Genomic DNA, 12,669 nt, shown 5'->3' on the forward strand with positions numbered 1-12,669 from the left:
AGGACACGGTCTCCCCGGAAACCCACATATAACAGGACACAAGCATGAGCATATACGTATTCAGCACGCTGATCCTCAGTATCATTTTTCTATTCGTCTTCAACACCTGGTGGGCGGGTAGCGCCCCGTTCAAGATGCATCTGGCCGGGATGGTGATCGTCGCCACCACGGCATTTTCCGCCCTGCTCATGCTGGCGGTATATCCCCTGCTGCGCAATCGCAGCAAGCTGGACCTGAGCAATCCGGGCTTCGACCGCAAGGCCTGGGGCATCAATGTGTCATCGCTACTGGCAACCCCTGCCGCCGTGGTGGAAGGCTATACCGTCATTTTTGCCAACAACGCCTTTCTTGCCGAGCTGGGCATGCAGGGCATTTCGGATCAGATTCTGGGCATGCCACTGACCAATGTCATCCATCCCGGCGATCATCAAGCCCTGGCAGCCCTGCTCGCCACGCCCAACCACGATAAAAAAGCCACTCAACGGTTGCGCCTGCTGTGCATGGATGGCTCGGTGCTGCCTGTGCATATTTCCGTCTCGCCCATCAGTGAAGCCGCCGATAACGAGCAACTGCTGCTGCAATTTTCGGCGGTGTCTTCGCACGATACGCCGGGCGCCAATTTCCGCGAGCAGTTTCCTTATCATCTGCTGGTCAACCAGATCGAGCAAGTCGTGTTCCAGGTCGATACCGCGCAAAACATTCTTTTCCTTAACCCATCGTGGCAAGGCCTGCTCGATTTCAACGTGGAAGATTGCCTGCAAAAACCACTGCTGAGCTTTATCCACCCGGAAGACAAACCGCTGGTGGAAGCCCGCCTGCATTCGCTGATCCAGGGCAAGCGCAGCCGTTGCCTGCTGGAAGCCCGCGTCATCAGCAAAAACGGCGACTCTACCTGGGTGGAGCTGCGCGCGCGCAACACCTCGTCAGTCAAGGGCGAGCGTTCCAGCGTGGTCGGAACCCTCACCGACATCAGCCACAGCAAGCAGGCCGAGGCCAGCCTGCGTACCAACCGCCGTTCGCTCAGCATGCTGATCAACAATGCGCCCTGCATGATCTATCGCTGCAAGAACGACAGAAACTGGAGCTTTGAATTCGTCAGCGATGGCTGTGCCGAAGTCACCGGTTACGAGGCGCATGAGATGATCAATTCGCTTAACTTTTCCTATGTCGAGATCATCCATCCGGAAGACCGGGTCCCGGCCTGGCAGCATGTGCAGGAAAAACTCGCCATGCAGGACAAGTTTCAGCTGGTGTACCGCATCATGACGCGGGCAGGCAATACCAAATGGGTATGGGAACAGGGCAAGGGCGTTTACTCCAGTGCCGGTGAACTGCTGGCGCTGGAAGGCTTTATTGCCCACATCAGCGATGACGATGCCCCCACCGGCCTGATTGCCGATATCAAGCGACTGATACAGTCCCAGCCTACCCACAGCGGCGAATAAAAGAGGGCGTTTTGCAACGCCCCCTTCAGGTACATCCCGGCTAAACCCCCAGGGATCAGAACGTGCGCTTGATAAACAGCACCAGATGGTCATCACCAGTCTTGCGGCCCTTGGCGTCTACCCACAAATCGCCATCGGCATTGGTACCGGTGTAGTTGAAGCCGGCATTCCAGCCTTCACTCTTGCCAACAGAGAAGTCCTTGTTAAGGCCGATCAGGTAATCGCTGTAGCTCAAGTCCCCGTAGTTTTCAACACGCTGATGACCTGCGTGTGCCACCAGGTTGATATCCTGTACTGGCAACTTGTAGTTGAAATTCAGCTCGATGTAATCGGTGCCCTTAGTATCGCCATGGCCCAGCGTGCCACCGATAGACTTGGTGTTGTAACCGAAGAAATCGGTCACGGCACGCGAGTACTTGAGAGTGAACCACTTGTAGCCCAGCGCGCCGTTCAGCTCGGTGGTATTGGCAGACTGACCGGCAATCTTTTCATTGTCAGGATAGTAGAACTGCAAGAAACCAACATTCAGGCTGAGGTCAGGCGTGAACTGGTGCAGATAGCCGCCGTAGATATCGACTTCGAGCGTATTGCCATAGAGCGCATTCTTGTCGACATTGGTGCCCCATACACCCAGGTAAAGACCGCTGGAGTGGGCATAGTCAAAACCACCTTGCACGGCAGGGCGCTCGTTGGTGTAGGTGATGCCACGAAACACATACTGACCAAAGAAACCGATATTGCTGGTCAGGGTGTGGGGCGAGGCTTCGGCGGCGGCTTCATCCGCAGCCAACGCCGGCAGGTTGAAAAGACTGCAGGCCACAAGACCGGCCACACTCAGACGCTTTACATGGTTCATTACGTTCCCCTTATGAAAAGATAGATGCAAATGGAATTGCCCGGTAACCACGGCGCCATGGCTTAAGCCTTATTCAGGCTGGGTGCCAGTGCCGATGTCGGCGCCGTCGTCGAATCTGGAAAGCCAGGCCAGCACGGCCTGCTGATACTTGGTGATGCCCTTGTACTCCACGAGATCAGGGTGAAGATCGCGCAGCACGCGATGAAAACGCTTGGCCCAACGTGGGTAGGTCGCCATTTCCTGCATGCTGATGAGGTAGCAGCGGATGCTGAAGACAATGGCATTGCTGCGCGGCATGCGGAACAGGGTTTGCAGCTCCACACGCAAATGCGCGAGTTCGCCTGCATTCTCTGCGGTGACCTTGTTGCGGTCGCCGCCCCATAGCGGGTAGTTTTCGGGCGAAGTATCGAGGCGCGGATTGATGGTCATGGTCCAGTTGAGGCGCCGTACCGGATTGGCCTGTTGCAGGCTCATCAGGAATTTCAGCGCGCGATCCATCACACCCAGCTTGGTGACTTGCGGCACCGGCCCGTGCCATTCATTCCATGACATGCCGACATTGAATGCCAGCGACCAGTCAGCCTGGCTGGTGACAATGCCCGCATCGGCAAACAGGGTGTCTTCACGCTGATCCAGCAGCACAAAGTCGCCCTGCACCTGGCGGCCCATATATTCAAACGGGCCCATGGGCAGTGTGGCGGCATCGCCAAATACAAAGGATTGCTCAATTCCCAGCGGACGATTGACCCAGGTCCAGGCCTTGCCGTTTTTGCTCAGGCTGAATTGCTCAGGATAATCGCGCGCCAGGCTTTCCATGGTGAATTCCAGAAAATCCCACTCGGCATCCATCATGTGCGGCAATACCGCGCAGCGGCCCGGGTCCTGCTCCAGGGTAATCGCCTTGTCGCGGCACTCGGCCACGTAGTGCTCGTCCACATCCAGCGTGAATTCAGTCACCGCACCCTTGGGACCCGCCGTATGCGGCTCGATGTTGACCGAGTACATGTACTGGTCTTCGGGAAACGGAAAGGGGAAACGGCGTATGGCTTCCGGCGAATTGCGGAAGGTATAGTCGTCGCGAAAGGTTTCCTGCTTGAAAGCGAGGCTCATGGGAGCATTCCTCAAAGGTTGAGTTCCAGATAACCGCATTTGGCCCGTGACACACAGGGCATGATCTTGCGGCCGCTAGCCTTGTCGGCGTCGCTCAGGTAGTGATCGTGGTGTTGCAACTGCCCATCGGTGCCCAGCACCTCCAGCTCGCAGCGGCCACAGGCGCCACCACGGCATAGCGAAGGCGCATCCACGCCAGCGGCCTCCAGGGCTTCCAGCATGCTCATGTCGCCTTGCACGGTAATTTCCAGTTCGGACTTGCTGAGTTTGAGCGTGAATGGCTCACCCACCGGTGGGGCCAGGAATTGCTCGCTATGGATGTGGTGCTCGGGCCAGCCGAGCGCGCGTGCTGTCGCCACCAGCGCTTCGACCATGCCTTGCGGGCCGCAGGCATAGACGTGGGTACCCAGCGGCTGGGCGCGCAACAGGGCGTCAAAATCCATGCGCTGGCCCAGGCTTTCGTCATAGCACACCGCCCGCTGGCTGACGCGCCCCTTGAGGGCATCGGCAAACGCCGCATGCTCGCGTGAGCGAAAACCATAGTGGAGGCTGTAATCGCCGCCCAGACGCTCAAGATCATGAATCTGCGCCATGAACGGCGTAATGCCGATGCCACCAGCAATCAGCAGGTGATGCTTGGCCACGCGTGACAAGGCAAACAGATTCACCGGATAGCTAATATCAAGCACGCTGCCGACCTTGACCGCTTCGTGCATGTAGATGGAGCCACCGCGCGACTGTGGTTGGCGGTGTACGGCAATCTCGTAATGCGCGCGGTCTTCCGGCGAACTCAGCAGCGAATAGGCATTGCGATAGGTGCGGCCGGGCGCAGGCATGGTGACGACAATATGACTGCCGCCAGAAAAGGCGGGCAGCTCGCCGCCACTAGCATCCACCAGCGTGAAGTGACGCACGCCAGCGCTGACGTCCTGAATGGAGGCCACTTTGACCTGTAACTGACTCATGGATAAATCTCCTCGATCTGGGGCACTTCGCCGGGGTTTTCGGCATCCACCATCAGCCCCATGTAGGCGCCCATGCGCCGCGAAAAGTGGTCGCGCACAAACAGCTTGCGGCCGCAGCCGCCGCAGGTGGCGATATTGCTGGTGACTTCATGCGTGAGCGACTTGCAATGCACGCAGTACACCGACCGCGCCAGTGAGCCGGTCAACTCTTTCATGACGTCTTGATTGAGAATGCCGAAGGAAGCGGCCGTCTCGGCCACATCCCACATGAATTTCTCGATGCCTGTGGTGTAAATGCGCAAACCCATGCGGGCTTCGGCCAGATAGCTTGCCCAGGCAGCCATCAGATCGGCCGTTGTCTCAAACACACGCAGATCGGCATCTACTGCTGCCTGCAAGGCTGGCAGGTAATCCTTGTCAGCGCCTGCCGGGCTGTAAAACACCGTGATCGGCTGCTCGGGCAATGCCTGCTGAAAAAGCTTGAGTACGGCAAGCCCGCCTTCGCCTTCTGCCAGCACGGCATGCGCCGTGGCTTTATCGTTCCAGAGTAGGGCCGTATAGACCGGCTTGCTGCGTATCCAGTAACCGCGTTCCATCTTAAATGTCCTCTTAAACTGCTTAACCTGATCCTGCTGACCTACGCGCCTTCGGGATGGGTGCGCAAACGCAAGGGGTCGTAAAACGGCGTAGGCGCGATGTGGGCTTTGCTTACACCGCTACTGTTGTGCACTTCCAGCGTGGTGCCGATGGCTGAGAGTTCTGGTTTCACATGCGCCATGGCGAGCGAGAGCATGAGGTAGCGGCTGTAACTGGCACTGGTGATCACGCCGATTTCCTTGCCATCCTTGAACAGCTTGGCGCCGGCTTCCATAGCCGATGCGCTGCGACAGACGAGGCCGACATGGCGCACACGCTCGCGGCCTTTCAGCTTGAGTACGGCGGCCTTGCCGATGTAATCCCCCTTCTTGTCGAGGTCCACGCCCCAACCCATGTTGACTTCCCACGGTGTGGTATCGCCTTCCGGCATTTCAAACGGAAAGAACAGCAAGGCGGCTTCAATGCGGGTCAGCTCCAGCGAATTCCAGGAGGCGGCAATGGCACCGAAAGGGGCACCGACCTCGAGAATCTTGTCCCACAAGAAGACGGCATCGGCGGCGGTACAGTAAACCTCATAGCCACGCTCGCCGGAGTAACCGCCACGGGCGATGATGATGTTTTTGCCAAACAGCACAGTGGGCACATGGCGGAAATAAGGCAGGCCTGCCAGATCAAAGCTGAGGTGCGGTGCCAGGATAGCCAGCGATAAAGGGCCTTGCAGCGAGAGAATATGTATATCCAGATCAGGCTCGATCTTGATGTTTTTACCAGCAGACAACAGCTTGAGTTGCTCGGGGGTTTTACCGCTGCCATGCGAGAGACGGAAATCGGTGGCCGAGTCGCGAATCACCATGATGTCGTCACACAGCGCGCCGGTTTCATCGACTTCGGCGGCCAGCAATGAACAGCCGGGCTCGAGCCGGGTGATATCGCGCGCCACCAGCTGGTCGATCACGGCTTCGGCATCCGCGCCGCTGACCTTGACGATGTTCAGTGCCGATACATCATACAAACCCGCTTTGCTGCGCACGGCCACGACTTCGTCATGCACGCTGGTATTGTAGCTCCACGGAATCGGCATATCGTTCCAGGTATCGCCATCGAGCTTGGAGCCGAGTGCGCGATGTCGTTCATTCAGGATGGAATTTCTTGCCATGTGGATGTCCCCTTTAAAATTTGATGCGGTGTTGAACTTGGCATCACGATAGCCAAATCACCGGGGGACCAAAATTCTCTTGAAGGGGTACTACCAAAGAAGTACGCATAAGAAATCTAAGTTTTTAGATGCAAAAGCTTGAACAAGCCAATGAAAACACTTTAATTCTTCGCATTAATTCTATATATTCGCGAATAGTATGCGCGAATATCGGTCTGGCCTCATGCCCATTTCGCGCTCAGAATAATCATGACATATCGATGGGTTTTGCCGCGCCAATGAACTTCCGAACGTCCGCGTTGGATATAACTACAAGGCTCTTCTGGTGCACAAAACTGGCAGTGCTTGCCTGCCTTTTTGCCCAGACGGCATGGGCTGACACCAACAAGGTCAACCTGCAGCTCAAATGGCATCATCAATTTCAGTTTGCAGGCTACTACGCCGCCCAGGCCAAAGGGTTTTACAAAGACGCCGGGCTGGACGTCAATATCATCGAAGGCGGCCCCGGCAAACCGGCACTGGATGCCGTGCTGAATGGCACGGTGCAATACGGCATCAGCGATGCCGATCTACTGCTGGCCCATATGCATGGCAAGCCGATCGTCGCCATGGCGGCCATCTTCCAGCACTCCCCCTTCATTATCGTCAGCCGCGAAGACAGCAATATTCGCCGCCTGGCTGATCTCATGGGCAAATCGGTCATGATGAAACATGACCTCAGCGCCGTGCAGTTTGATGCCATGATGCTGAAAGCCGGGCTGGACCCTGCGAACGTGCATTTTGTTACCCACACCGGGCAGCTCGATGACCTGATCAACGGCAAGGTCGATGCGATAGCTGCCTACTCCACCAACGAACCCTACCGCTTGCGTGCGCGTGGCGTAGAGCCCGCCATCATCAGTACGACTGATTACGACGTGGATTTTTATGGGGATACCCTGTTCACCTCACGCAGCGAAGTCGATTCGCACCCGGACCGGGCTGATGCTTTCCTGAAAGCAACGCTCAAAGGCTGGCGTTATGCCTTTGACAACCCCGAGGAAATTGCCGACCTCATCCTGCGATTGCCTGGCGTAAAACAGAGTGGGGCCACCAGGGACTCACTGCTGGCAGAAGCCAAAAGCATGCGTCCGCTGGTCATGCCCGATATCGTCGATATGGGCCACATGAATACCGAGCGCTGGAGCCACATCGCCCAGCTGCTGACGCGCTTGAAGCTCGCACCCGATAACTACCAGCCACGCAAGTTCATCTACCACTACTCCACCACCCCCAACAGCCTCAATACTCGTTGGATTGCGTTTGGCATTGCGGCCTTGCTGCTTTGCGTGATGCTGGTGATTTTGTGGAATGTGCAGATGCGCCGTCAGGTGCGCATGCGTACCGAGGCATTACATGCAGAAATCGCCCGTCGCGAACAGACCGAAGCCTACCTCAAGATATCCAGCCGCATGGCGCGCGTGGGCAGCTGGGTGCTGAGCCTGCCAGAAAAAAACATCTACTGGTCAGAAGAGGTGCTGGATATTCACGAGTGCCCGCCCGACTTTGTGCCGACGATGGAAAGTGCCCTGGCGTTTTATCCAGAAGAGTGGCGTAGCCGCATTGTGCAGGCTCTAGAGGAATGCATACAGCATGGCGCAAGTTTCGACGAAGAGCTGCCCATCCTCACCTGCAAGGACAAGCTCTTGTGGGTGCGCATCATTGGCCAGTCAGTGGTTGACCAGCACGGCAACATCACCCGCCTGGAAGGCGCGATTCAGGACATCAGCGCGCAGAAAGTGGCCGAAAGCCGCATTCAGCATCTGGCGTTTTATGATTCCCTGACCAGCCTGCCCAACCGCCAGCTCTTCATAGACCGGCTGGAACATACCCTGGCCTACTCCGCACGCACCAGCAAGTCGGGGGCGGTGCTGTTTATTGATCTGGATAACTTCAAAACCCTGAACGACACCATGGGCCATGACCTGGGTGACATGCTGCTGCAACAGGTCGCCATGCGCATTGCCGGTTGCCTGCGCGAAAGCGACACCGTGGCGCGCTTTGGCGGCGACGAGTTTGTGGTGCTGCTGCATGAGCTGAGCGGCAATCACCAGGAAGCCGCCGCCCAGGCGCGTCTGGTCAGCGAAAAAATCCTGATCAGCTTTGCCCATCCCTTCCAGTTCAGTGGCTATGAGCATCACACCAGCGCCAGCATAGGCGTCACCCTGTTTGATCAGCAGCCCACGACCGTGGATGAAATCCTGAAGCGCGCCGATCTGGCGATGTACCAGTCCAAGGCCGCTGGCCGCAATGTCATCCGCTTTTTTGATCCTGAAATGCAAGCGCTTATCGCCGACCGGGTTGAGATGGAAGAAGATCTGCGCAATGGGCTGCGCAATGACGAATTCTTCTTGTGCTATCAACCCCAGGTCGATAACCAGGGACGCCTGCTCGGGGCCGAAGCCCTACTGCGCTGGCGTAATCCCCGGCGCGGCATGATACCGCCCAGCACCTTTATCCCATTGGCGGAAGACAGCGGCCTGATTGTGAGCGTGGGTAACTGGGTCATGTACGCGGCCTGCAAGCAATTGGTTAACTGGGCACAGCAGCCGCTCACCTCCAAGTTGACCCTGGCGGTGAATGTCAGCGCCAAACAGCTGCGCCAGATGGATTTTGTCGATCAGATTGTCGAGGTGCTGAATGTCACTGGCGCCAACCCGAAACGTCTCAAGCTGGAACTCACCGAAAGCCTGATGGTGAACAATATTGAGGATGTGATCGCCAAAATGACCGAGCTGAAAAATCTTGGCGTTGGCTTTTCAATTGACGACTTTGGCATCGGTTATTCGTCGCTGTCCTACCTCAAATTGCTGCCGCTGGATCAGCTCAAAATTGACCAGTCGTTTGTACGCGATGTGCTCACCGACCCCAACGATGCAGTGATTGCCCGCACCATTATTGCGCTGGGCAAGAGCCTGAATCTGCAGGTGATTGCGGAAGGCGTGGAAACGCTGAGCCAGCGCGAGTTTCTGGATAACTATGGCTGCGATGCCTATCAGGGTTACCTGTTCAGCAAACCCGTACCCGCCGATGAGTTTGAGCGGGATGTGGTGCAGACCTTCGAACACTTCTAACGCATATCTGCCACCATGCGTATCGGCACGACAGCCTGATCCCGTGTTGGCCAGATTATCCCGACAAGTATCTCAGCCAGTGATAACGGGCGCATCGGCGCCATGATCAGCAAAGCGCAATGAAATGCGCAGCCCGCCTTCTGGCGTGGCATCCTGCATCTGTATCGTGGCACCATGCACCTGGGCAATCTCCAGCACAATGGCCAGCCCCAGCCCACTACCCGGCTGCTTGGTACCAATCACCCGGTGAAAGCGCTCGAATACCTTTTCGCGCTCATCCTCGGGAATGCCCGGACCATCATCTTCGACGCTCAACACAAAGCTTTCTCCATCGCGCAGCAAGCTCACCGTCACACGGCCGCCTTCGTCGCTATAGCGTATGGCGTTATCCACCAGATTCGATAGCATCTCTTCCAGACTGGTGGCATCGCCCAATACCCAGGCATGCGCAAGCTCACTCTCAAATCCCAGATCAATATTCCTGGGCAAGGCCAGGGATATCAGGTCACCGGTCACATGCTGCGCCAGGGCGCGCAAATCCAGCACATGCATCTGGATTGCCTGCATCACCTCGGGCTCGGCACGCGCCAGTATCAGGAGCTGATTGACCATGTGCACCAGACGCTCGGTGCTGATGGCGATATTGCCCAGGCTTTTTTGCAAGGCATCGGGGTTGGTTTCATATTGCGCAAGTTCAGTCTGTGCCATGACACCTGCCAGCGGCGTACGCAGCTGGTGCGCGGCATCGGCAATAAAACGGTTTTGCGATTCCAGCAGGCGTTGCACCTGCTGCATGAGCTGATTGATGGACTCGACCAGCATGCTGACCTCCTCAGGCACCTGGGTCAGTTGCACGGGGCTGAGGTCGCGCGGAGTGCGCTGGGCAAGGGCGGCGTGCAGATCCCACAGGGGACGCAAGCCGCGGCCAATACCAAACCACATGAGCAACACCGCCACCAGCAGTAGCAGCAATTGTGGAATCAGTATCCCCAGCAATATCTGGCTGGCCAGATGCTGGCGCTGATTGCGCGTCTCTGCCACCTGAATGCGTACCGGCGCATTGCCTTCTTCCGTCGCGATCACCACCGGCATGGAGACGACGCGCACATCGTGTCCACTCACTTGGCCCGCGCCGTAATACAAGGTTTTGTGCTGCCCGCTCAGCGGCTTGAGATAAGGGAGCGCGTGATCGCCCCCCATGAAATGGCCTTGCTGATCGTACACGCTGTAATACATGACATCCTGCTGGCTGGAGAGCAGCATGTCGCGCACTTCCGGCTTCAGCTCCAGCTGGGCGTTGTTGAGGCGATCCTGAATAAGTATCTGCGAGACATCGTAAGCGGTTTCATATAGCGCATGGTCGAACGCCTTGCGCAGGAAGTGCAGCGAGATGCGATAAAGGATGGTGGAATCAACCGCAATCAAGATCAGCAATGGCAGTAACAACCATTTGAGCAGCTGCCGCCGTACAGAAAAGCGCGATTTCATGCCTGCTGTTTTTCCAGGAGATATCCCAGGCCGCGCACGGTACGTATCATGATGCCGTAGGGCTCCAGTTTCTTGCGCAAGCGGTGCACATACACCTCAATGGCATTGTTGCCGACATCCACATCCCAATTGCAGAGATTTTCCACCAGTGCTTCCTTGCTGACCACGCGCCCGCTGCGCAGAATCAGCGCTTCTAGCACGCTCAGCTCCCGCTGCGAAAATTCCACCAGGGCACCATTCACCGTCACTGTCCTGTCCGTGCTATCAAAGCGCATGGGGCCGAAATCGATATGCGACGTCACTACCTGATGACTGCGACGTATCTGCGCACGCAGCCGCGCTTCAAGCTCCGGCAATTTGAAAGGTTTGGTCAGGTAATCGTCCGCACCCAGATCCAGTCCATGCACACGGTCATCCAGCCCCTCGCGCGCCGAAAGAATCACCACGGGCACCAATTGCTTGCGCTGACGCAGGCGCCGCAGCACCTCCAGGCCATCCATGCGCGGCAGGCCCAGGTCCAGCACCACGGCATCGTAAACCTGTTCATGCAACGCCACATCAGCCTGCTGCCCGTCCTGCGTCCAATCCACCGCATACCCGGACTTGATCAGCGAGCGATGTATGGCATCACCGAGTACGGCGTCGTCTTCCACTAGCAAAACCCGCATGACGATTCCCCTGCCAAAATAAACCAAAAGCGTATTTCCGCCGACTTACAGTCGGCTTACATTAACCTATCTTAACACTCGAACCACCCGAACTCAGCCTCAGCAGTGGTGGGCATATTCGTATTTTCCTCGCCTGCCGGCCTGCGCTAAACTGGCTGTTCTTTCATATTCATGCAGTGAAAGGAGTAAGTCTCATGACAACAGGTACCGTAAATTTGCATCGCGTATTTCGCGCGCCACCACAGCGGGTGTATCACGCTTTTCTGAATGCAGAAGCCCTGGCAAAGTGGTTGCCACCCTACGGTTTCACTTGCAAGGTTCATCATCTGGAAGCCAAAACAGGTGGCAGCTTCCGCATGGCATTCACCAACTTCAGCTCGGGAAGCGAGCATGCCTTCAGCGGCGAATACCTGGAGCTTATCCCCGATGCAAAACTGCGCTACACCGACCGCTTTGATGATCCCAACCTGCCTGGCGTGCTGGAAGTCACCGTCACCCTGACCGTGGTCTCATGTGGCACGGACATCGCCATCCAGCAAACGGGCATTCCTGCTACGATCCCCGTCGAAAGTTGTTACCTCGGATGGCAGGAATCTTTAGCCCAGCTTGCCACGCTGGTAGAGCCGGATATCCCAGGATAGCAAGGCCACCTCAGGGATAATACTCACATCCGCTTTTGATTAAGCATCGATTCCCCCTCTGTGCAGACGCATTGTGAGTCCGCCAGAAATACATCAGGCCTTTTACATGAAACACATACCGTTATTGATCACCAGCTTGTTACTTTCGTCTTTACCCTTGCACGCGCAGGCATCAAAAGCGTATCAGGGACAGTTTCTTTATCAATATGAAGGCGGAAATGTTTACCGGGTAACGGTAAATGATGCCAAATCCATGGTGTGGAAGTGCATCGCAGGCTCGGAAAAAGGTGCGCATGGAACCGAAAAACCTGAGCGCATCAAGGTAGATGACAATATCTACTTTGCCACATGGCGCGAGAAGACAGGCATCAACGTGACTCAGGTGATCGACCTGAAAAACATGAAGGTGTACTCCACCATTATTGATGGCAAAGAACGCTATGTTCTCTCAGGCAAGATTGTTCGGGAAAAGTAACCTTATCCCATTAGCATGAAGGCCTGACAGACATGAAAAAAGCCCGTTGAACTAAATCAACGGGCTTTTTGGTATTGGCGGAGTGGACGGGGCTCGAACCCGCGACCCCCGGCGTGACAGGCCGGTATTCTAACCAACTGAACTACCACTCCATT

General features: G+C 56.5%; 11 protein-coding genes and 1 tRNA gene. 4 read left to right on the forward strand and 8 right to left on the reverse strand.

Translation table 11 applies throughout. The features are described 5' to 3' along the window. The first annotated feature begins 44 nt into the window (after positions 1–44). Positions 45–1,445 (forward strand): PAS domain-containing protein, encoded by a 1,401-nt coding sequence (locus LG204_RS00145; protein ID WP_230335370.1) that lies wholly within the window; start codon positions 45–47, stop codon positions 1,443–1,445. Between the two features lie 55 nt (positions 1,446–1,500). On the opposite strand, the gene LG204_RS00150 is transcribed toward LG204_RS00145, so the two are convergent. From LG204_RS00150 to LG204_RS00170, 5 genes are all read right to left on the reverse strand, one after another. After that, positions 1,501–2,301 (reverse strand): TorF family putative porin, encoded by an 801-nt coding sequence (locus LG204_RS00150; RefSeq protein WP_230335371.1) that lies wholly within the window; start codon positions 2,299–2,301, stop codon positions 1,501–1,503. Positions 2,302–2,370: 69 nt separating this feature from the next. Then, positions 2,371–3,411, reverse strand: coding sequence for a heme-dependent oxidative N-demethylase family protein (locus LG204_RS00155; protein WP_230335372.1), 1,041 nt, complete (start codon positions 3,409–3,411; stop codon positions 2,371–2,373). A gap of 11 nt (positions 3,412–3,422) precedes the next feature. Then, on the reverse strand, positions 3,423–4,376 hold the full coding sequence (locus LG204_RS00160; RefSeq protein ID WP_230335373.1) for a PDR/VanB family oxidoreductase: 954 nt from the start codon (positions 4,374–4,376) through the stop codon (positions 3,423–3,425). Further along, complete coding sequence (locus tag LG204_RS00165; RefSeq protein ID WP_230335374.1) at positions 4,373–4,972, reverse strand: dimethylamine monooxygenase subunit DmmA family protein; 600 nt, start codon at positions 4,970–4,972, stop codon at positions 4,373–4,375. The genes LG204_RS00160 and LG204_RS00165 overlap by 4 nt, the downstream gene beginning before the upstream one ends. Positions 4,973–5,013: 41 nt before the next feature. Further along, entirely contained in the window at positions 5,014–6,129 is a 1,116-nt protein-coding gene (locus tag LG204_RS00170) for an aminomethyltransferase family protein (protein ID WP_230335375.1), read from the reverse strand. Positions 6,130–6,470: 341 nt separating this feature from the next. Between LG204_RS00170 and LG204_RS00175 the strand changes: the two genes are divergently transcribed. After that, on the forward strand, positions 6,471–9,242 hold the full coding sequence (locus LG204_RS00175; protein WP_230335376.1) for an EAL domain-containing protein: 2,772 nt from the start codon (positions 6,471–6,473) through the stop codon (positions 9,240–9,242). 72 nt (positions 9,243–9,314) lie between these two features. Here the strand turns inward: LG204_RS00175 and LG204_RS00180 are convergent, their stop codons facing one another. Continuing rightward, on the reverse strand, positions 9,315–10,730 hold the full coding sequence (locus LG204_RS00180) for a sensor histidine kinase (protein WP_230335377.1): 1,416 nt from the start codon (positions 10,728–10,730) through the stop codon (positions 9,315–9,317). Next, the gene (locus LG204_RS00185; RefSeq protein ID WP_230335378.1) at positions 10,727–11,398 is read right to left on the reverse strand and encodes a response regulator transcription factor; all 672 of its coding nucleotides are present in this window, start codon (positions 11,396–11,398) and stop codon (positions 10,727–10,729) included. The genes LG204_RS00180 and LG204_RS00185 overlap by 4 nt, the downstream gene beginning before the upstream one ends. A gap of 194 nt (positions 11,399–11,592) precedes the next feature. Between LG204_RS00185 and LG204_RS00190 the strand changes: the two genes are divergently transcribed. Next, complete coding sequence (locus LG204_RS00190; protein ID WP_230335379.1) at positions 11,593–12,039, forward strand: SRPBCC family protein; 447 nt, start codon at positions 11,593–11,595, stop codon at positions 12,037–12,039. Positions 12,040–12,145: 106 nt separating this feature from the next. Beyond that, positions 12,146–12,514 (forward strand): MoaF-related domain-containing protein, encoded by a 369-nt coding sequence (locus LG204_RS00195; RefSeq protein WP_230335380.1) that lies wholly within the window; start codon positions 12,146–12,148, stop codon positions 12,512–12,514. A gap of 75 nt (positions 12,515–12,589) precedes the next feature. Here LG204_RS00195 and LG204_RS00200 read toward each other — a convergent pair. Beyond that, positions 12,590–12,666: transfer RNA gene (locus tag LG204_RS00200), tRNA-Asp, on the reverse strand. Positions 12,667–12,669: the final 3 nt, after the last annotated feature.

Source organism: Methylovorus menthalis (assembly GCF_020523625.1).
GTDB classification, from domain to species: Bacteria; Pseudomonadota; Gammaproteobacteria; order Burkholderiales; family Methylophilaceae; genus Methylovorus; species Methylovorus menthalis.

What these genes read in the sequence shown, in the direction of transcription:
- LG204_RS00145 (WP_230335370.1), top strand. Translation starts at nt 45, where the DNA reads ATGAGCATATACGTATTCAGCACGCTGATCCTCAGTATCATTTTTCTA.
- LG204_RS00150 (WP_230335371.1), bottom strand. Translation starts at nt 2,301, where the DNA reads ATGAACCATGTAAAGCGTCTGAGTGTGGCCGGTCTTGTGGCCTGCAGT.
- LG204_RS00155 (WP_230335372.1), bottom strand. Translation starts at nt 3,411, where the DNA reads ATGAGCCTCGCTTTCAAGCAGGAAACCTTTCGCGACGACTATACCTTC.
- LG204_RS00160 (WP_230335373.1), bottom strand. Translation starts at nt 4,376, where the DNA reads ATGAGTCAGTTACAGGTCAAAGTGGCCTCCATTCAGGACGTCAGCGCT.
- LG204_RS00165 (WP_230335374.1), bottom strand. Translation starts at nt 4,972, where the DNA reads ATGGAACGCGGTTACTGGATACGCAGCAAGCCGGTCTATACGGCCCTA.
- LG204_RS00170 (WP_230335375.1), bottom strand. Translation starts at nt 6,129, where the DNA reads ATGGCAAGAAATTCCATCCTGAATGAACGACATCGCGCACTCGGCTCC.
- LG204_RS00180 (WP_230335377.1), bottom strand. Translation starts at nt 10,730, where the DNA reads ATGAAATCGCGCTTTTCTGTACGGCGGCAGCTGCTCAAATGGTTGTTA.
- LG204_RS00185 (WP_230335378.1), bottom strand. Translation starts at nt 11,398, where the DNA reads ATGCGGGTTTTGCTAGTGGAAGACGACGCCGTACTCGGTGATGCCATA.
- LG204_RS00190 (WP_230335379.1), top strand. Translation starts at nt 11,593, where the DNA reads ATGACAACAGGTACCGTAAATTTGCATCGCGTATTTCGCGCGCCACCA.
- LG204_RS00195 (WP_230335380.1), top strand. Translation starts at nt 12,146, where the DNA reads ATGAAACACATACCGTTATTGATCACCAGCTTGTTACTTTCGTCTTTA.